At 69.4% G+C, this 17969-nt stretch carries 16 protein-coding genes; 4 read left to right on the forward strand and 12 right to left on the reverse strand.

What is annotated here, in order from left to right:
* Position 1: 1 nt before the first annotated feature.
* Positions 2–1561 (reverse strand): aldehyde dehydrogenase family protein, encoded by a 1560-nt coding sequence (locus H7I41_RS08120; protein ID WP_372503703.1) that lies wholly within the window; start codon positions 1559–1561, stop codon positions 2–4.
* Between the two features lie 64 nt (positions 1562–1625).
* Between H7I41_RS08120 and H7I41_RS08125 the strand changes: the two genes are divergently transcribed.
* Together H7I41_RS08125 and H7I41_RS08130 are read left to right on the forward strand one after the other, a co-directional pair.
* Positions 1626–2771 (forward strand): thiolase family protein, encoded by a 1146-nt coding sequence (locus H7I41_RS08125; protein WP_264012063.1) that lies wholly within the window; start codon positions 1626–1628, stop codon positions 2769–2771.
* Positions 2772–2841: 70 nt separating this feature from the next.
* Positions 2842–4026: an amidohydrolase family protein gene (locus tag H7I41_RS08130; RefSeq protein ID WP_264012254.1), complete on the forward strand. Its 1185-nt coding sequence runs from the start codon at positions 2842–2844 to the stop codon at positions 4024–4026.
* A 27-nt stretch (positions 4027–4053) separates the two neighbouring features.
* Here H7I41_RS08130 and H7I41_RS08135 read toward each other — a convergent pair whose 3' ends face one another.
* From H7I41_RS08135 to H7I41_RS08170, 8 genes are all read right to left on the reverse strand, one after another.
* A complete protein-coding gene (locus H7I41_RS08135) occupies positions 4054–5097 on the reverse strand; it encodes an NAD(P)H-dependent amine dehydrogenase family protein (RefSeq protein ID WP_264012064.1) in 1044 nt (347 codons plus the stop codon).
* Positions 5094–6293: an acyl-CoA dehydrogenase family protein gene (locus H7I41_RS08140; RefSeq protein ID WP_264012065.1), complete on the reverse strand. Its 1200-nt coding sequence runs from the start codon at positions 6291–6293 to the stop codon at positions 5094–5096. The genes H7I41_RS08135 and H7I41_RS08140 overlap by 4 nt, the downstream gene beginning before the upstream one ends.
* Before the next feature lie 11 nt (positions 6294–6304).
* On the reverse strand, positions 6305–7360 hold the full coding sequence (locus tag H7I41_RS08145) for an acyl-CoA dehydrogenase family protein (RefSeq protein ID WP_264012066.1): 1056 nt from the start codon (positions 7358–7360) through the stop codon (positions 6305–6307).
* Positions 7361–7363: 3 nt separating this feature from the next.
* Positions 7364–8215, reverse strand: a complete 852-nt coding sequence (locus H7I41_RS08150; protein ID WP_264012067.1) for an amidohydrolase family protein — start codon at positions 8213–8215, stop codon at positions 7364–7366.
* Positions 8212–9843: an AMP-binding protein gene (locus H7I41_RS08155; protein WP_264012068.1), complete on the reverse strand. Its 1632-nt coding sequence runs from the start codon at positions 9841–9843 to the stop codon at positions 8212–8214. Before H7I41_RS08155 ends, H7I41_RS08150 begins: the two co-directional genes overlap by 4 nt.
* An 8-nt stretch (positions 9844–9851) precedes the next feature.
* A complete protein-coding gene (locus H7I41_RS08160; RefSeq protein WP_264012069.1) occupies positions 9852–11060 on the reverse strand; it encodes an amidohydrolase family protein in 1209 nt (402 codons plus the stop codon).
* Positions 11057–11908, reverse strand: a complete 852-nt coding sequence (locus tag H7I41_RS08165; protein WP_372503713.1) for an enoyl-CoA hydratase — start codon at positions 11906–11908, stop codon at positions 11057–11059. Before H7I41_RS08165 ends, H7I41_RS08160 begins: the two co-directional genes overlap by 4 nt.
* Positions 11909–12119: 211 nt before the next feature.
* The gene (locus tag H7I41_RS08170) at positions 12120–12917 is read right to left on the reverse strand and encodes an SDR family NAD(P)-dependent oxidoreductase (RefSeq protein WP_264012071.1); all 798 of its coding nucleotides are present in this window, start codon (positions 12915–12917) and stop codon (positions 12120–12122) included.
* A 322-nt stretch (positions 12918–13239) separates the two neighbouring features.
* Here H7I41_RS08170 and H7I41_RS08175 point away from each other — a divergent pair, with 322 nt between their 5' ends.
* On the forward strand, positions 13240–14034 hold the full coding sequence (locus H7I41_RS08175; protein WP_264012072.1) for a TetR/AcrR family transcriptional regulator: 795 nt from the start codon (positions 13240–13242) through the stop codon (positions 14032–14034).
* Between the two features lie 19 nt (positions 14035–14053).
* On the opposite strand, the gene H7I41_RS08180 is transcribed toward H7I41_RS08175, so the two are convergent.
* From H7I41_RS08180 to H7I41_RS08190, 3 genes are all read right to left on the reverse strand, one after another.
* Entirely contained in the window at positions 14054–15229 is a 1176-nt protein-coding gene (locus H7I41_RS08180; protein ID WP_264012073.1) for a thiolase family protein, read from the reverse strand.
* Between the two features lie 78 nt (positions 15230–15307).
* Positions 15308–16201, reverse strand: a complete 894-nt coding sequence (locus H7I41_RS08185) for an enoyl-CoA hydratase/isomerase family protein (protein ID WP_264012074.1) — start codon at positions 16199–16201, stop codon at positions 15308–15310.
* On the reverse strand, positions 16198–17034 hold the full coding sequence (locus H7I41_RS08190; protein ID WP_264012075.1) for a FadR/GntR family transcriptional regulator: 837 nt from the start codon (positions 17032–17034) through the stop codon (positions 16198–16200). The genes H7I41_RS08185 and H7I41_RS08190 overlap by 4 nt, the downstream gene beginning before the upstream one ends.
* 116 nt (positions 17035–17150) lie before the next feature.
* On the opposite strand from H7I41_RS08190, the gene H7I41_RS08195 reads away from it, so the two are divergent.
* Positions 17151–17966: an enoyl-CoA hydratase-related protein gene (locus H7I41_RS08195; RefSeq protein ID WP_264012076.1), complete on the forward strand. Its 816-nt coding sequence runs from the start codon at positions 17151–17153 to the stop codon at positions 17964–17966.
* The last annotated feature ends 3 nt before the right edge of the window (positions 17967–17969 follow it).

Consider the following 17969-nt stretch of genomic DNA (forward strand, 5'->3'; position numbering starts at 1 on the left):
GTCACGCCCGCCGGGGAGTCCGGTGGGCGATGGTCTTGGTCTCCAGGTGCTGCTCGAATCCCTCCAGTCCGCACTGGCGGCCGACCCCGGAGTTCTTGTATCCGCCGAACGGGGCGTCGGCGCCGTAGTACATCCCGCCGTTGACACCGAGTGCGCCACTGCGGATCCGCCGCGCGATGGCGAGGCCACGGTCAGTGGATCCCGACATCACCGCCCCGGCCAGGCCGAACGGGCTGTCGTTGGCGATCCGCACCGCGTCATCGTCGTCGTCGAACGGCAGCACCACCAGCACCGGGCCGAAGATCTCGTCGCGGGCGATGGCCGCCGAGTTGTCGACCCCGACCACGACGGTCGGCGCCACGAAGTGCCCGCCGCGGAGTTCGTCGGGCAGGTCGTCGAAGGATGTTCCGCCGGTGGTGATCTCGGCGCCCTCGCGGCGCGCCTGCTCGCAGGCCTCGAGCACCCGCCGCTTCTGCCTGGCGCTGATCAACGGTCCCACCAGTGTCTGCGGCAGCGCCGGGTCCCCCACCGGTAGCATGCCGAACGCCGCGGTGACACCGGCGACGACCTCGTCATAGCGCGACCGGTGCACCAGCAGCCGGGTCGTCGACGCGCAGGCCTGGCCGGCGTGCACGCAGACACCCGCCGCGGCGGGGATCACCCTCGCCGGGTCGACGTCCTCCGTGACGACCAGCGCCGACTTGCCGCCCAGCTCCAGGAACGTCCGCTTCATCGTCTCGGCGCCGAGCCGGGTGAGCAGCTTGCCGACGGCCGTCGACCCGGTGAAGGAGATCATGTCGACCCGCGGATCGGTCGCCAGCAGTTCGGCGACCTCGTTGTACGGCGTCGGCACGACGTTGAGGACGCCGGCGGGGATGTCGGTGCGTTCGGCGACGAGCCTGCCGAGCCGGGTGGCGTTCCACGGGGTGTGCGGGTCGGGCTTTAGCACCACGGTGTTGCCCGCCGCCAGCGCCGGGCCGAGCTTGTTGAGGATCACCTCGACCGGAAAGTTCGACGGCGTGATCGCCGCGACGACACCCACCGGTTCCTTGACCACCGTGCGCACGTTGCGGTCCCCGAACAGGCCGCCGCCGTCGAGCACCCGCTGCCATTCGAAGTCGTCGATCAGCCCGCCGGGGTAGCGCAGCGCCTCGGCAAGTGGCCAGTCGAGTTGCGCTGTGGCCACCGTCATCTCGGGGCAGCCCACCTCGGCGATCAGTTCCTCGCGCAACTGATCGCGTTCGGACGCCAGCGCCTCCTGCAACTGGGTGAGGCAACGCTTGCGCAGCGCGCGATTCGTCGACCAGTCGGTGTCGTCGAACGCGCGGCGGGCCGCGGCGACGGCGCGCAGCATGTCCGGGGTACCGGCGGCCGCCACGGTGCCCAACACCGAACCCGTCGAGGGAGACTCGTTGCCGAACTCGTCGCCGGACTGCGCGCCCACCAGTTCGCCGTCGATGAGCATGCGGGACTCGGCACGCTGCGCAGCCCGTCTGCCGATGGCGACGCTGGGGGCCGACTCCCGCCCTGCGACCTCGGCCATGTCCGTCTCGGTCTCCATTTCGACTAAGATACTGTAAGAGTTACAGTTGCGATACGCTCGGCTTCTGATCATGGAGGTTCGCATGAACGACGTCGCCATCATCGGGGTCGGCCTGCACCCCTTCGGCCGCTTCGAGGGCAAGTCCGCGATGCAGATGGGTGTCGACGCGATCTTCGCGGCGGTCGCCGACGCGGGCGTCGAATGGCGCGACATCGGCGCCGCGTCCGGTGGCAGCTGGACCATAGCCAACCCCGACGCGATCGTCGGCATGGTCGGTCTGTCCGGCATCCCGTTCACCAACGTGTTCAACGCCTGCGCCACGGCGGCGAGTGCCGCGAAGGTCTGCGCCGACGGAATCCGGCTCGGCGACTACGACATCGGTATCGCCGTCGGCCTGGACAAGCATCCGCGCGGCGCGTTCACCGAGGATCCCGCACTCGTCGGTATGCCGGCCTGGTACGCCGAGAACGGGCAGTACCTGACCACGCAGTTCTTCGGCATGAAGGCCAATCGCTACCTGCACGACCACGACATCTCGCACCAGAGCCTGGCGAAAGTGGCGGCCAAGAACTTCCGCAACGGCGCGTTGAACCCCAACGCGTTCCGGCGCAAACCGATGTCGGAGGAGCAGATCCTCAACTCCACCATGCTCAACTACCCCCTGACGCAGTACATGTTCTGCGCTCCCGACGAAGGCGCCGCCGCGGTGGTGATGTGCCGCGCCGACATCGCGCACCGCTACACGTCGAAACCGGTGTACCTGCGCGCCGTCGAGGTTCGCACCCGCAGCTACGGCGCCTACGAGGTGAACACCACCTTCGCACCGGTCGAGGAGGGCGTCTCCCCCACCGTCCACGCCGCGCGGGCGGCGTTCGAGAAGGCCGGGGTGGCGCCCGCGGAAGTCGACGTCGTCCAGCTGCAGGACACCGATGCCGGCGCGGAGATCATCCACATGGCCGAGTGCGGGTTCTGCGCCGACGGCGAGCAGGAGAAGCTGTTGGCCGACGGGGCCACCGAGATCACCGGCACGCTCCCCGTCAACACCGACGGCGGGCTGATCGCCAACGGCGAGCCGATCGGTGCGTCGGGTCTGCGCCAGATCCACGAGCTGGTGCGCCAACTGCGCGGCGAGGCCGGCGACCGTCAGGTGCCGGGCGAGCCGAAGGTCGGCTTCGCCCAGCTCTACGGCGCCCCCGGCACGGCAGGCGCCACCGTCCTGACCACCTGACCATCCGGGAGAAGGGGACCACACCGTGACGCAGTTCCGTGACGCGCCGATCTTCGACGCCGACCAGCACATGTACGAGACCGCCGACGCCCTGACGAAACACCTGCCCGAGAAGTACCGGCGGGCGGTGCAGTACGCGCAGATCGGCAGGCAGACCCGCATCGTCATCAACAACCGCGTCACCGACTTCATCCCCAACCCGACGTTCGAGCGCGTCGCCGCGCCGGGGGCGCACGAGAGGTTCTTCGCCGGCGAGAACACCGAGGGTCTGACACTGCGGGAGATGCAGGGCCCGGCCATCGAGGCGCCCGCGGCCACCCGCAATCCGCAGGACCGGATCGCCGAACTCGACCGCCAGGGCGTCACCGAGGCGCTCAACTACCCGACGCTGGCCAGCCTGGTCGAGCACTCCAGCGCCGACGATCCGCAGCTGACCCTGGCCATCATCCACGCACTCAACCAGTGGATGGCCGAACACTGGACCTATGCCTACGCCGACCGGATCTTCTCCACGCCCATCATCAACCTGTCCGAAGTCGACACCGCCCAGCGGGAACTCGAGTACATCCTCGACCACGGCGCCCGGGTCGCCCTGATCAAGCCGGGACCGGTCAACGGCCTGCACGGCTGGCGCTCACCGGCGCTGCCGGAGTTCGACCCGTTCTGGCGCGATGTCGAGGCCGCAAACCTGCCGATCGTGCTGCACGCCAGCTACCCGCCGCTCGACGAGTACGTCGCCCGCTGGGAACCGCCCCACACGCAGAACTTCATGGCGCAGAGCTCGTTCCGCTGGATGGTGCTGGGCCATCGCGAGATCTCCGACATGATCGCCAGCCTGATCTGCCACGGCACACTGACCCGCTTCCCGAAGCTGCGCATCGCCAGCGTGGAGAACGGCAGCAGCTGGATCTACCCGCTGTTCCACGACTTCGAAGACCTGCAGAAGAAGATGCCGCAGAACTTCCCCGAGCATCCGCACGAGGTTTTCCGGCGCAACATCTGGGTCAGCCCGTTCTGGGAGGGTTGCGTCGCCGACGTCATCGACACCGTGGGCTGGGACCGGGTGCTGTTCGGATCGGACTACCCGCACCCCGAGGGACTCGCCGAGCCGAAGGGCTTCTGGCGCTACGCCGAAGGCATGGACGTCCGCCGCACCTATGACTTCATGGGTGACAACGCCCGGCGGTTCATGGGCCTGCCGCTGGCCAACCCGGACCCCGCCGCCGTCCGCCCGCCGGCACTCGCCGACGCCTGACGCCGCGCTGCGCTGTCACCCCCCGAACTAGAGCGAGACCAGGCCGCGGGGCAGCGGGAGGATGTCGGCGTAGGTGACGATGCCCGGCGCCGCCGCGACCACCTTCGGGATGGCATTGACCGCCGGCATCGCGGTGAGGATCATCGGCAGCCGCATGAAGTCGCTCATGGTGGTGCCCGCGAAGTCCGGCGGCGGTGAGATGTCCACTCGCAGGTCGATGTTCGGGCAGCCCTCGACCTTGATGCGGTGCCCGGTGTCGATCGGCCAATCGGGCTGGAGCGTCTGACCCTTGCGCCACACGAACTTCAGCTCGACGATGCTGCGGCCGGCGACCTTGCCGTGCCAGCTGAATGCGATACCCGCGACACACCCGGCGGCGATGGTCCAGGAGCCGAGGTCGACGTCGGCGGTGGTCTCGGCGTACTCGGCCTCGCAGACCACCTCGTCGAACTCGACACCCAAGACGTCACCGAGCAGGTGTACGGCGTCGATGAACACGTCGGTGGCCTTGGCCGTCATCGCCTGCAGGCCCGGGTGGTCGATGGGATGAGAGAAGCCGACCGGGATCTCCGTCGCCGGGGAGTCGTAGCCGCTGATGTCGGCCTCCTCGATGACGGTGACCTTGTCGATCCGTTCGCTGCCACCCGCAGCCACCACCGCCAGCAGGTCCACGAACCCCGGGTTGATCCCCGACCCGAAGATCGACGAGCCGCCCTGGGCGCAGGCCTCCACGATGCGGTCTCGGCGGTCGCCCAGCGAGTGGCCGGTGATGAACGCCGCGGTGGTCACGACGTTGCAGCCGGCCCCCAGGATCCGCGCCAGCTCGTCGACATCGATCCACATCGGGTTGTAGACCACGCAGTCCGGTTTCAGCGACAGCAGCGCGTCGATGTCGTTCGTCGCGGCGACACCGACGTCGGCGAGCCCGCAGAGCTCACCGGCGTCCCGGCCGACCTTGTCCTGCGACCACGCGAAGCAGCCGACGAGGTCGAGATCGGGGTGTGCGGCGATCGCCGCGACGGACTGTCTGCCGACGTTGCCGGTGGTCCACTGGACGACGCGGTGCCTCATGACGCCTTCTTCACCGGCGCGGCGTAGTTCGGCTTGCCGAGGCCGAGCACGTACTGGCCGATCATGTTGCGGAACACCTCGAGGGTGCCGCCGTAGATCCCGACCAGCGGCGCGAAGCGGTAGACGTACTCCGCCGCGCCGTCATCCGGCGCGCCGTCGGTGCCGACCGGCAGCGCCGACGCGGTGCCCAGGATGTCCATCAGGTCGGGCGACACGTCGCGCATGCTCTGCGCGAGGGCGACCCGGCCGAAGATGTTCGGCGTGCTGATCGCGGTCTCCATGCGGGCGATGCTGCGGCCCAACCGGTAGGCGACCGAGTCGTCGTCGATGGCGCGGCGCCCGTCGGGACCCGGTGTCCCGACCACAGCGGCGGCCCGGTCGCAGGCGGTGACCATGAAACCGCCCTGATGCATCATGATCGAGACGTCCTGCAGCCCATCGGCGCTCGCCTCCACCGCACCGTGTTCGGCGTTGAGCGGCTCGCGCAGCACCGTCCAACCGCCGTTGACCTCGCCGAGGCGGTACCGGTCGTCGACCCGGACGTCGCTGTAGTACACGATGTTGGTGCGGTCGCCGTCGACGGTGCGGATGCCCTGGATCTCGATTCCCGGGGTGTCGAGCGGCACCAGGAACATGGTGAGGCTCTTGTGTTTCGGAGCGGCGGGATCGGTGTTGGTGATCAGGAAGACGTACTGGCAGTTGTGCGCGCCGGTGGTGAACATCTTCGAGCCGTTGACAACCCAGCTGGACCCATCCGCCTCGCGCACCGCACGGGTCTTGCATGTCGCGATGTCGGAGCCGCCCTCGGGCTCGGTGTAGCCCAGGCACAGCCGCACGTGTCCGCTGAACACCCTCGGCAGGACGTCGGCCACGAGTTCGGGGGATCCGAACCTGGCCACCGACCGCGCCACCATCGACGTCGTGCCCCAGGTCACCCACGGAACGTGCGACCTGCGCTTCTCGAGTTCCCAGATCCGCCGCCGCACCCGGCTGAAGCCGCCCTCGTGTGCCGGCTTCCACTCGCCTTCGAGGTAGCCGGCCGCCCCGAGTGCGAGATGCACGCCCTCGTCGAAGTTGTCGCCGGTCTCCCGGTCGCGCCGCAGCACCTCCTCGGTGACCTGCTCGGCGAGGAACGCGCGTGCCTCGTCGCGGAAACGCCGGTCGTCATCGGACAGTTCGACGCGTGAGAAATCCATGTCCGTTGCTCCTACCCTCGCCCTGCCGATGCGGTCTCCCGGGCGGCGACGATGCGCGCGATGCGCTTGGCGCTTGCGCCGGGGTCACCGCCCGCCAGCGCCCAGCCCCGGGCCCGCACCAGATACGCCGTCGCGGCCGCCTCCGCCGACACCCCGAGCCCGCCCTGCACGTGCACCGCCATGGTGGCGGCCCGCGGCGCCTCTTCCGCCATGAACACGAAGGCCGACGGCGCCAGCTCCGGCCGCTCGTCGGGTTCGTTGTCGCCGAACCAGGCCGCCCGCCGCGCGAGGCCGCGGCCGCCCTGCACGGCGATGGCCATGTTGGCCAGCGGATGCGAGATGCCCTGCAGCGTCGAGATCGGGACTCCGAGGGTGTAGCGGGTCTTGGCGAACTCCACGGCGATCGTCATGGTCTCCTCGACCAGACCCACCAGTGCGGCGGCCGTCAGCACCCGCCACTCGTCGAGCGCGCGCTGATACGCCGCGAGTGCGTCCGGACCCTCGGCGAGCACCGTGCGGCTGTCCGCGGCGGCGGGATCCACCCACGCCATCGGCAACTTGCCGATGTTGTCGACCCGGGCCGGCCGGGTGTCGAACGTGAGCCGCACGACCGCGTCCCCGTCCCGCAGCACGATGTGGTCGGCGATCGAACCCGACGGGATGAGCCGGACACCGGGTCCGTCCTCCTCCCGCGCGTCGAGTCCGACGATGCGGGTGCCGCTGACGATCTCGGCGGAGCCGAGCGCGCCCAACCGGGCGAGCAGCCGGGTGGCGCAGACGTGATCGATCCACGGCACCGGCGCGAGCGCGCGGCCGATCTCCTCGGCGACCAGCGTGAGGTCGACGAGCGTCGCGCCGTCGCCGCCGGCGTCCTCGGGCACGGCCATCGTGGTGGCGCCCGTCGCGCACAGCCGCTCCCACAGGCTCTTGTCGAAGCCCGACGCCTCGGCCGCCCGCACGGTGTCGATCGAGCAGTGCGTCGTGAAGAAGCCTCGATACGCCTCCTGGACCGCCTGGTGGTCCTCGGACAGGCTGTAGTCCTGTCTGCGCAGTTCGTACCGGTCCATCGGTCAGATCTCCTCGCGTCGCCTGCCGAAGAAGAACTCTGCGGCGTTGTGGTGGAGGTAGTTGTCGAGCACGTCGGGCGGCAGGTCCAGCGCCAGCGCCTCGGGAACCACGCGGTTCTGGCGCAGCACCGGCCAGTCGGAGGCGAAGATGACCTTGTCGCGGCCGCGGGTGCGCATGTAGTGCAACAGGCTGTCGGGCAATCGCTTCGGCGACCAGGCCGACGTCATCAACCGGAGGTTGCGGTATTTGATGAGCAGCCGGATGGCGACGTCCCACCACGGATCGGCGCCGTGGATCATGCAGAGCTTCAGTTCGGGGAACCGCACGCACACCCGGTCGAGGTGGATCGGGTGCTGCGCCTCCCCGGGGATGGGCGGGCCGGGGATGCCGGTGTTGACGCACAGCGGCAGTTCGAGCTCCGCGCACTTGGCGTACAGCGGGTAGTACACGGCGTCGCTGGGCGGGTACCTCCCGTCGCCCCAGAAGCTCGGTCCGACAACGGCGTACGCCACCGGTAGGTCACGCGCCACGGCGGACAACTCGCGCAGAGCGGGGACCGGGCGCAGCAGGTCGATTCCCCCGATCGCCAGCGCGAACCTGTCCGGCCGCTCCGCCACGAACTTGCGGGCCGTCACCGACGGCGTGCGCAGGTTGTCCATCAGGATCGCCTTGACGACGCCGTGGGCGTCCATCTCGTCGAGCAGCTGCGGCAGCTCGACCGGATCGTAGAGCGACGACGGCCCCTTGAAGTAGTCGTCGCGGACCTTGAGCATGAAGTCGGGCTGCTTGGCCGTCTCGCCGAAGTGCACGTTGACCAGGCAGTCGATCACCTCACGCCTGGCGTCTCCGGTCATGACGGGCTCGCAACGGCGGCGCGCTGCGCCACTTCGGTTCTGGCCCAGCGGTAGTCGGCCTTGCCGTTGCCGAGCCGGCGCACCCGCTCGACGGCGAGGAACTCCTTGGGCGCCTTGAACCGGGCCAGCTGCTCGACGCAGGCGGCGTGCAGCGCCGACGCGTCGACGGTGATTCCGGGATGGGCCTGGACGAGGGCGACGATCTCCTGACCCCAGCGCTCGCTGTCCCGGCCGACCACGACCGCGTCGGCGACACCGGGCTGGATCCGCAGCACCGCCTCCACCTCCTCGACGAACACCTTCTCCCCTCCGGTGTTCACGACGAGCGAGTCGCGGCCGAACAGCCGCATGGTGCCGTCGGGTTCGAGTGCGGCGCGATCCCCCGACACCACCACCCGCTGCCCCTCGACCACCGGGAACGTCCGCCGGGTCGCCTCCGGGTCATCGAAGTAGCCCAGCGGGATCCGGCCGGTGCGCACCACCCAGCCGACAGTGTCCTCGCCGGGTGACACGAACCGGGTGAGGTCGTCGGAGGCGATCGTGCCACCGACGCGCAGGTCGAACGTGTCCCGGCTGCTGCCCTGGCTGCTGTGGCCGAACGCGACGTTGCCCGTCTCCGAGGAGCCGTAGCCGTTGATCAGGGTGAGCTGCGGCAACAGGTCCAGCAGCGCAGCACGGTGTTTCGGGTTGGTCGCGGCGCCGCCCGTGCCGATCGCGTACAGCGCCGACAGGTCGTAGTGACGCCGCTTCAGCTCCTCGATCAGCGGGGCGGCGTAGGCGTCGCCGACCATCGTCATCAGGCCGACCTTCTCCCGCTCGGCGGTCTCCCAGACCGTCTTCGGATCGAATCTGGTCCGGTCGTCGTAGACGACGACGGTCTGACCGGCCAGCGCCCCCGAGAAGACGGTCCACAGCCCGGCGGCGTGCATCAGCGGGGATACGGCGAACCAGGGTGCCCCGGGGCTACCGCTCACCCGCTCGTGGATCTCGGCGACCGATCCGTGGTCGGCCCCCACCATCGACGACACGTAGGAGTCGCTCTGCCGCCACAGCACGCCTTTCGGCCTGCCCGTCGTCCCACCCGTGCAGTACATGATCAGGTCGTCCGGCGACCCGGCGATCAGGCGCTCCGGATCGCCCTGCGCCAACGCCTGTTCGAGCGGCACCGCGCCGGCGAGGTCGGACACGTCGCTGCCGTCGTCCACCGCGACGAGCAGGTCGGCGCCTGCCGGGGGCAGCGCGTCGGCGAACTTGGCGCCCAGCGATCGGTGGTAGACAACGGCCCTGGGCTTGACGTAGTCGAGCAGTTCGGCCACTTCGCGCGGTGAGTAGTTGTGGTTGACGTTCACCGGGACGCAGCGTGCCTTGAGTGCGCCCACCACCAACTCGGGGTACCGGTCGTTGTACATGATCAGCGCGACGCGATCCTGGCCGCACTCCCAGTTGTCCAGTGCGTCCCGCTCACAGTGGGCGCCGAATCCCCTGTCGGCGAGGAAGTTCGCGAATCGCCGGCTGTTGTCCGCCATCTCGCGGTAGGTGGTGCGGCGGTCACCGCATACCGTCATGGTGCGGTCACCGACGGCGTCGGCGACGGCGTCGACGACGTCGCCTATCGTCCACTCGGCCATGACGGCGGTCAGGCGTTCGCTGTGACGTCGGCGCCGAGAAGGGTGAGCGCGTTGTCGCGCATCACCTTCCGGGTGTCCTCGGCGCTGAACTCGGGGAACTGCGGGATGTCGGCGGTGAAGGTCATCGGATCGGCAAGGCCCTCGCCGTGCGGCCAGTCCGATCCGAACAGGATCTTGTCCACACCGATGGTCTCGGCGAGCAGCTTCACGTCGTCCTCGTAGTAGGGGGCGATCCAGACGTTGTTGCGCAGCTGCTCCACCGGGTCCTCCCTGAAATGGTGGGGCGCGGTGTTGGCGGCCTTCTTCAGTCGCTTGATCAGCCGGTAGACGAAGTACGAGCCGTTCTCGATGCTGGCGACCCGCAGGGTGGGATGCCGGGTGAAGACCTGGTGGACGATCATCGAGGCCATCGAGTCGTGGATGGCGCGGTCGTCGAGCAGTACCTGGTCGAGGGGGTCCTTCTTGCCGAAGCCCTCGAACGTCGCCTTGCCACCCCAGAGCGCCGCGATCGCCAGATAGCCGCTGTCGGACAGGTGGAAGACCACCGGCACACCGGCTTCGGCCAGCCGCGCCCACACCGGATCGTGCGCCGGGTCGCCGAGCGAGCGCGGCTTGACCACACCGGGCACCGGGGCGGGCCGCACGCAGACGATCTTGGCGCCACGGCCGAGGACGAAGTCCACCTCCTCGACCGCCTTCTGCGGGTCGGCCAGCGAGATGATCGGCGCCGACAGGAAGCGGTGGTCGGGACGGTCGAAGCCCCAGTCCTCGTCGAGCCACAGGTTGAACGCGTGCACCGACGCCGTGGTGGCCTCGATGTCGTGCTTGAGCGCCTCTTCGACTCCGCACGCGAACGTCGGCAGCATGAACACCGTCTCGAGGTTCTGCCGGTCGAGCACCGCGAGCCGCGCATCGCGGTTCTGGTACTCGGGGTGATCGGCGAGGCGGTCCACCTTCATCAGCGACGCCGGTTCGACGCCTTCGGGGATCTCGCCGCGGAACAGCAGATCCAGACACCCCGGCTCGATGATCGGGTCGAAGGTGGGGTTCGGGATGAAGTGGTTGACGACGCCACCCATGACGGCGAAGGTGCGCTTGCCCTCGGTGAGCATCTGGACGCCCCTGCGCTTGAACTCCTTGGGCAGGTGCCGGGTGAAGGAGTCGATCGGCTCGTAGTAGTGGTTGTCCACGTCGATGGCGCGGTAGTCCAACGTCATTCGGCTGAGTCCTTTCCGGTGGCTGTCGCCTCGCCCATGGGCGGGAAATTCGGGGGCCGCTTCTCGAAGAACGCCGTGATGCCCTCGATGAAGTCGGGCCGCAGCATCGACTCGTGCATGAGCCGCTCGGCCCTCGCGCTGGTCTCCACGACTCCGCTCATGGCATCGCCGTAGAGCTGCTGCTTGATCACCGCCAGCGCGCTCGGCGCACAGTTCGCGGCGATGTCCTCGGCGTAGGCCATCGCGGTCGGCATCAGCTCGTCGGCGGGCACGACGGCCTTGACCAGTCCCAGTTCGGCGGCCTCTTCGGCGTGGAACACCCGGCCGCTCAGCAGCAGGTCCATGGCCGCGCCCCAGCCCACCACGCGCGGCAGGATCCACGAGATCCCGTACTCGGCAATGAGTCCGCGCCTGGCGAACGACGTGGTGAACTTCGCGCCCGCGGCGGCGAACCGCACGTCGCACATCAGCGCCTGGGTGAGCCCGATCCCGGCGCAGGCGCCGTTGACCGCGGCGATGATCGGGGTGCGCAGCGACGTGACGAAGTGTGGGTGGCGTTCACCGACCATCTTCGTGACGTCGGTGTCACCGCCGGTGGAGGCGCCCTCGATCGACGACAGATCGCCCATGTCGGCGCCCGCGCAGAAGGCCCGCCCGCTGCCCGTCAGCACCACCACCCGTACGGCGGGGTCGGCTTCGGCGGCGTCGAGCGCGGAGTAGAAGCCGGCCGCGAGGCCGCCGCCCCAGGCGTTCATCCGCTCCGGCCGGTTGAAGGTCACCACCGCCACGCCGGTGTCGTGGACCTCGTAGCGGACGGCGTCGTTGCCGCCGCGTGCGCGATCGGCCACGGCTTCCGCGATGCCCTCGGACGCACCGGCCAAGTCGACCTCCTCGGACGTGTCACCAGCCGGACTAATGGACATACTGTACACCTATCGGTAGCGCCTTCTGCAAGCGCGCGGAGGCCCGCCGACGGTCCTGCGACCGACCTGTCGGAGCCGCACGCGAGCCGCCCGGACAACTCGTCCCACGTCGACCTCCCTCGTCGATCGGATCCGTCTAGGTGAAGTCGCTGCCGCCGTCGACGTTGACGTTCGCGCCGGTCATGTAGGAGTTGCGACGCGACGCCAGAAACGCTGCCACCGGGCCGACTTCGTCCGGCAGCCCCGCACGCGGCAGGTGGGCGGGGTGGCCGAAGTGCTCGTCGATCGCGGACATAAGGGCGTACGGGTCGTGACCGTCGACACCGACCGTCGACGCCCAGCCGCGCAGCGCCTCGGTCGCGATGCTGCCCGGCGAGACCACGTTGACCATGATCTCGTCCCTGGCCAGCAGCAGGGACAGATTCTTCGAAATGCTCGTCACCATCGCCTTCGCGGCGGTGTAGGCGGGCAGGATGACGGTCTGCCGTTGCGTCGAGTGCGCGGAGAAGTTGACGATCCTGGCCCACTCGGCGCGGCGCAACAACGGCAGCGCCGCCCGGACGCAGTGCACCATGCCCATCGCGCCCTGGTCGACGGCCTCCCGCCACTGCGCGTCGGTCAACTCCTCGAACGTGCCCCGCACGGTCGGCCCGACCGCGTTGATCAGCACGTTGAGGCCGCCGCCCCAGCGCTGCGCCACCGCGTCGAAGATGCGGCCGACAGCGTCGGTGTCTCCGACGTCGCCGGCGAGGGCGACCGCATCGGGGCTGCCCAGTTCGGTCAGCTGCGCCACGGCGCGGTCGAGTGCGGCGGCCGTGCGGCCCACCACCGCGACTCTCGCCCCGTCGGCGGCCATGCACCGGGCGGTCGCCAGGCCCATGCCGCTGCCGCCGCCGACCACCACCGCCGTCGCATCGGCGAAGCCGAGATCCACCGCCGCTCACCGCCTCCAGTCGCTGCGCCGCCCGCGACCCGGTCGCGGCGGCCGGTCCCGGCGCAGGCGCCGGTCACTGTGTCAAAAACCTTACTAGAGCGCTTACGGTAGCGAGATTGGAACAGGTTCACCCGCGCCGCCCGGGAGGCACGCACCGGCTGCGCGGCAACGGGCCGGCGCGCGACGGGAAGGCGACCGGTAAGGTCGACGGTTACGCTTGGACGGCGACACGCAGGCGTACTCGCAGCTCAGGCGGTGGGGACGGGTAGATTCACGTCGACCGACCCGGTGCCGAGGGCTGCAGGCGCAGCATCGATGTGTGATGGAGGTGCCCCTCGTGGCAAAGCAGGCGACGGCCGAGAAGCGTCAGCGACGTGAACGGGGTTCGATCAATCCCGAGGACATCATCAGCGGTGCGTTCGAACTCGCCGAACAGGTGTCGATCGACAACCTGAGCATGCCGCTGCTCGGCAAGCATCTGGGTGTCGGTGTCACGAGCATCTACTGGTACTTCCGCAAGAAGGACGACCTGCTCAACGCGATGACCGACCGCGCGCTGCGCCAGATCGTGTTCGAGTCGCCCTATGTCGAGGCGACCAACTGGCGTGAGTCGCTGCACAACCACGCCCACAACATGCGCAAGACGTTTCTGGCCAGTCCCATCCTCTGCGACCTCGTGCTGATCCGCGGCGCGCTGAGTCCCAAGGTGCGCAGGCTCGGCGTTCAGCAGATGGAGAAGGCCATCGCCGAACTCGTCGAGGTCGGCCTGTCCGCGCAGGACGCGTTCGACACCTACTCGGCGGTGTCGGTGCACGTCCGGGGATCGGTGGTGCTCGAGCGGCTCTCGCAGAAGACCCGCGAGCTGCACGAGGGCAGCGGCAGCTTCGACGAACCGTCGGCCATCGACCCGGAGACCACTCCGCTGATCGCCGAGCTGACGGCCAAGGGCCACCGGATCGGTGTGGCCGACGAGACCAACTTCGAGTACGGCCTGAACTGCATCCTCGACAATGCCGGCCGCCTAATCGCCGACGGCCGCCGGCCCGCGCGCAAGGCGGCCAAGTCCACCGCCAAGGCGGCCACACCGCGCCGTAAGGCCCCGACGCGACGCGCCTGAGCGACGGCCCGGCGCGGCCTCAGACCTCGATGACGACCGCGCCGCCCTGACCGCCGCCGGCGCACATCGCCGCCACGCCGATACCGCCGCCGCGCCGCTGCAGTTCGTAGATGAGGGTGGTGACCATGCGCGCGCCCGACGCGGCGATGGGATGGCCGAGGCTGCAACCGCTTCCGGAGAAGTTCACCCTCTCCTCGTCCAGTCCGTACTCGCGGCATGCCGCGATCGGAACCGAAGCGAACGCCTCGTTGATCTCCCACAGCGCCACGTCGCCCGGCGACAATCCGGCCCGCTGCAACACCTTTCCGATAACCTTCACGGCGCCGAGGCCGGTGTCGCGCGGCGCGACGCCCGCAGCGGCCCACGCCCGCACCGTCGCCAGCACGGCGAGATTCTCCGCGGCGGCGTAGTCAGCGTCGACCAGGGCCACCGCGGCGGCCGCGTCGTTGGTGCCACTGCTGTTGCCCGCGGTGATCGAGAAGCCCTCGATCTCCGGGTGCAGCACCTTGAGCCCGGCGAGTTTCTCGACGGTGGTGTCACGGCGCGGGTGCTCGTCGACACTGAAATCGACGAACGAGCCGTCGGCCTGGGTGACCTTCAGCGAGACGATCTCGTCGAGGAACTTCCCGGCGTCCATCGCGGCGATGGCCCGTTGGTGGGACCGCGCGGCCCACGCATCCATCTCCTCGCGGGTGATGCCGACCGCCTGTGCGGTGTTCCAGCCGACCGTGATCGACATGTCCTTGGCCGGCGCGTCGGGGGTCTCGACGTGCGTCGGCGGCATCGACCGCTCCTCGAACTTCAGCTCGGGACCGGGGATGCGCCAGTTGGTCAGCGGTGTCATCGACAGCGACTGCACGCCGCCGGCGACCAGCGCCCGCTCCATGCCGGAACCGATCTGGGCCGATGCGTTGCCGATCGCGGTGAGGCTGCCCGCGCAGTGCCGGTTCACCGACTGGCCCGGCACCTGCTCCATTCCGGTGGCCGTCGCGGCATACCGGGCGAGATCGCCTCCGCCGTAATGCGATTCGGCGAAGATGATGTCGTCGAACGCCGCCGGATCCACGCCGGAACGCCGCACCACCTCGGGCAGCACCGTGGTGATGAGGGTTTCGGGCGGCGTGTTGACCAGCGTGCCCTTGAACGATCGGCCGATGGCCGTGCGGGTCGCGCCGACGATGACGGGTGTGCCCATGGTGTCGAACCTCGGTGTGTCGGGCCGCCGCAGCGGCGATACTTGACACAAAAGGTATCAGGTGTAACGGGAGCCGTTCTAGTCCGTGTCCGGTTCCGGGACGTGGAAGTGCTCGTCACGCAGCCGGAACGCCTCCTTCGTGCCGTGCTCGGCACGGGTCTTGACGAAGTTGAACTCGCCGGGTGCGAACTGCAGGTTCGTGCCGTAGGCGTGGAAGAGGTAGCTCGCCACCTCCTCGCCCTGGTAGGCCTGGCTCTGCTCGACCAGCCGGAACGCCTCCTTGGCGATGACCACGCCGTCGGCGGGCATCTTGGCCGCCTTCTCCGCCCAGTACCGTGCCCGCGCGGTGACGGCGGTCGCCGCGCAGGTCTCGGTGAACACGCCGAGGTGCTCGATCGCACCCGCCTCGATGATGTCGCCGGTCAGCAACATCCGGCGGGCCAGCACCGGGCCGAGGCGGTGGAAGAACATGTGCAGGCTGCCCAGCGCCGGTCCGAGGAAGCGGGTGGCGGGCATCCCGATCCTGGTGTCGCGGGCGATCACCGAGATGTCGGCCATCAACGCCATCTCGAACCCGCCGCCGAGCGCGTACCCGCTGATCTCACCGACGGTGACCTTCGGGAAGCCCATCAGGTTGTGGTAGAAGCCGAACGATTTGCGGTCGACGGTCAGCCGCCGGCGCTGACTCGGCCTGCGTTTGGAGCGCTCGTCCGCCGGTGGGCTCGCGCCGTACCACCCGTAGGCGTTGTTCATGTCCGCGCCGGTGGAGAACACTCCCTCCGCTCCGCGCAGCAGTACGACCGTGAGGTCGTCGTCCTCGGCCACCCGGTCCAGGCAGCGGGCGAGCGCGTCGCGCATCGTCGCGTCGTAGGAGTTCCGCTGCGCGGGATTGTTCAGCGTGATGGTGGCGATCCGCTTCTCCGGGTCGGCCTCGAAAAGCACCCGGTCGTCTCCTGCATCCGAAGTCGTCATCGACCGGACTCCTCTCGTCGGTGTGTGGCCGGTCGATGGCGATACTCGCCGCCGGCGTAGAGCCCGAAGTGCTCGTCGGCGATCAATCTCGCCTCGATGGTCCTGTCCCTGCCGTACTCCAGCGTGTTCCGCCGGGCGGCGGCCAGGTGATTGCCTGCGAGGCGCTCCGCCCGCACGGCATCGCCCTCGACGATGGCGTCGAGCAGCCGCTGGTGATCGCGCAGCGCCGCGCGCATGGTCCGCCGCGCCACCGGTCCTTCACCGTCGTCGCTCCACACCGCCGACTCGTGCGCCGACCAGATGAGTTCGAGCGATCCGATCAGCAGGATCATCGGCTCGTTGCCGCACCGTGCGACGAGGGCTTCGTGAAACCGCCGCGCGTTGGGCACGTAGCGCGACACGTCGTCGAACTGCGCACTCTGCCTGTCGATCTCGGCTTGCAGATAGGGCACCACCTCGGTCAGCCGGTCGTCACGGGTGGCGCACATCCCGGCACAGATCGGCTCGAGATGCGTGAGCGCGCCGCTGACGTCGGCGGGCGTCGCGGCCCGTGACTGCAGCACCATGCTGATCATGTGCGCGGTCCGCTCCGCAGACGGCAGATGCACCACCGCGCCGCCGACGTTGCCCCGGCGCACCGAGATCAGGCCGTCGGCCTCCAGCATGTGGATCGCCTCGCGCAGCGCGGGTGGGCTCACCCCGAACTCGCCGAAGAGTTGCTCCTGGCTCGGCAGCACGTCGCCCTCCCGCAGCCGTCCGGACAGGATGTCGTCGCGCAGCCGGGAAGCCACGATCTCGGCCACCCGCGGCTGGCGTATGCGCGGCACGACCACCTGCCCACATCCCGTCCGTCGTCGGTTCCGTCGAAGCGCTTTCCTTGCTAACTTGTACAAGATAGTAACGGTATTGGCTACTGTAGGGCTAACCGTAATTCGGAGAGGCGGGCGCGGTGAGTCCAGAAGGTGGCACCCCGGCCGAGGGCACGGTCCGCGTGGAACACTCCGGCGCCGTCCTGCGCATCGCCATCGAGCGGCCGTCCCGGCGGAATTCGCTCAGCCACACGATGGTCGACACCCTGGTCGACACCCTGACCCGCGCCGCGACCGACGACGCCCTGCGCGCGATACACCTCACCGGCGCGGGCGCGGACTTCTGCACCGGCGCGGACTGGGTCGCATCCAACGAGTCCTCGACGCGGCCGCGCACCGGCGACCTGGTCCGGCGGATCCCGCACACCGCGAACCGGGTGGTCGAACTCCTGCACGGCATTCATCTGCCGGTCGTGTGCGGCGTGCGGGGATGGGCCGTCGGCCTCGGATGCAATCTGGCGCTGGCGGCCGATTTCACCGTCGCCGCCGAGGACGCCACGTTCTGGGAACCCTTCGTCACCCGCGGGTTCTCCCCCGACTCCGGTGCCACCTGGCTGCTCCCCCGCCTGGTCGGACTGGCCAGGGCCAGGCGCATGCTGCTGCTCGGCGAGAAGGTCGGCGGCGCCGACGCGGCGCAGTGGGGCATGATCCACCAGGCCGTCCCGCCCGCGGATCTGGACGACGTCGTCGCGGACCTCCTGGCGAGGCTCACCGCGGGGCCGACGGTCGCGATCGGGCTGGCCAAGCAGGCACTGGGCGCCGCCGGATCCACCGGACTCGCCGAGGCCATGACCCGGGAGCTCCACCACCTCGAACTCTCATGCCGCACAAATGACTTCAAGGAGGGGCTGGCGGCGTTCCGGGAGCGCCGTGACCCGGAGTTCCGCGGCCGATGACCA

It is taken from the genome of [Mycobacterium] manitobense, from assembly GCF_025821665.1.
In the GTDB taxonomy this organism is placed as follows: domain Bacteria; phylum Actinomycetota; class Actinomycetes; order Mycobacteriales; family Mycobacteriaceae; genus Mycobacterium; species Mycobacterium arseniciresistens.